Genomic DNA, 278 nt, shown 5'->3' on the forward strand with positions numbered 1-278 from the left:
CCCACAGGGTCCCCCCTGCAGTACCATCGGCGCTGTAAGGCTTAGCTTCCGGGTTCGGAATGTAACCGGGCGTTTCCCCTACGCTATGACCACCGAAACCCTAATGGTTTCGAGCGAACAAGCACACTCTTCTATTGTCTGTTCTACTCAAAGCCGACAACGGTCGTTGTCTCAGAACTAACACAGTGGACGCGAGCAACTGAGGACAAGCCCTCGGCCTATTAGTACCGGTCAACTCCACACGTTACCGTGCTTCCATATCCGGCCTATCAACCCAG

Annotated in this window: 2 rRNA genes; both read right to left on the bottom strand. The window is 54.7% G+C overall.

From position 1 onward, the window contains the following. A 5S ribosomal RNA gene (rrf, locus tag ADK41_RS13760) occupies positions 1 to 97 on the bottom strand; the annotation flags it as partial. Between the two features lie 104 nt (positions 98 to 201). Continuing rightward, positions 202 to 278 (bottom strand): 23S ribosomal RNA (locus ADK41_RS13765); the annotation flags it as partial.

This window comes from Streptomyces caelestis, from assembly GCF_001279005.1.
GTDB lineage: Bacteria > Actinomycetota > Actinomycetes > Streptomycetales > Streptomycetaceae > Streptomyces > Streptomyces heliomycini.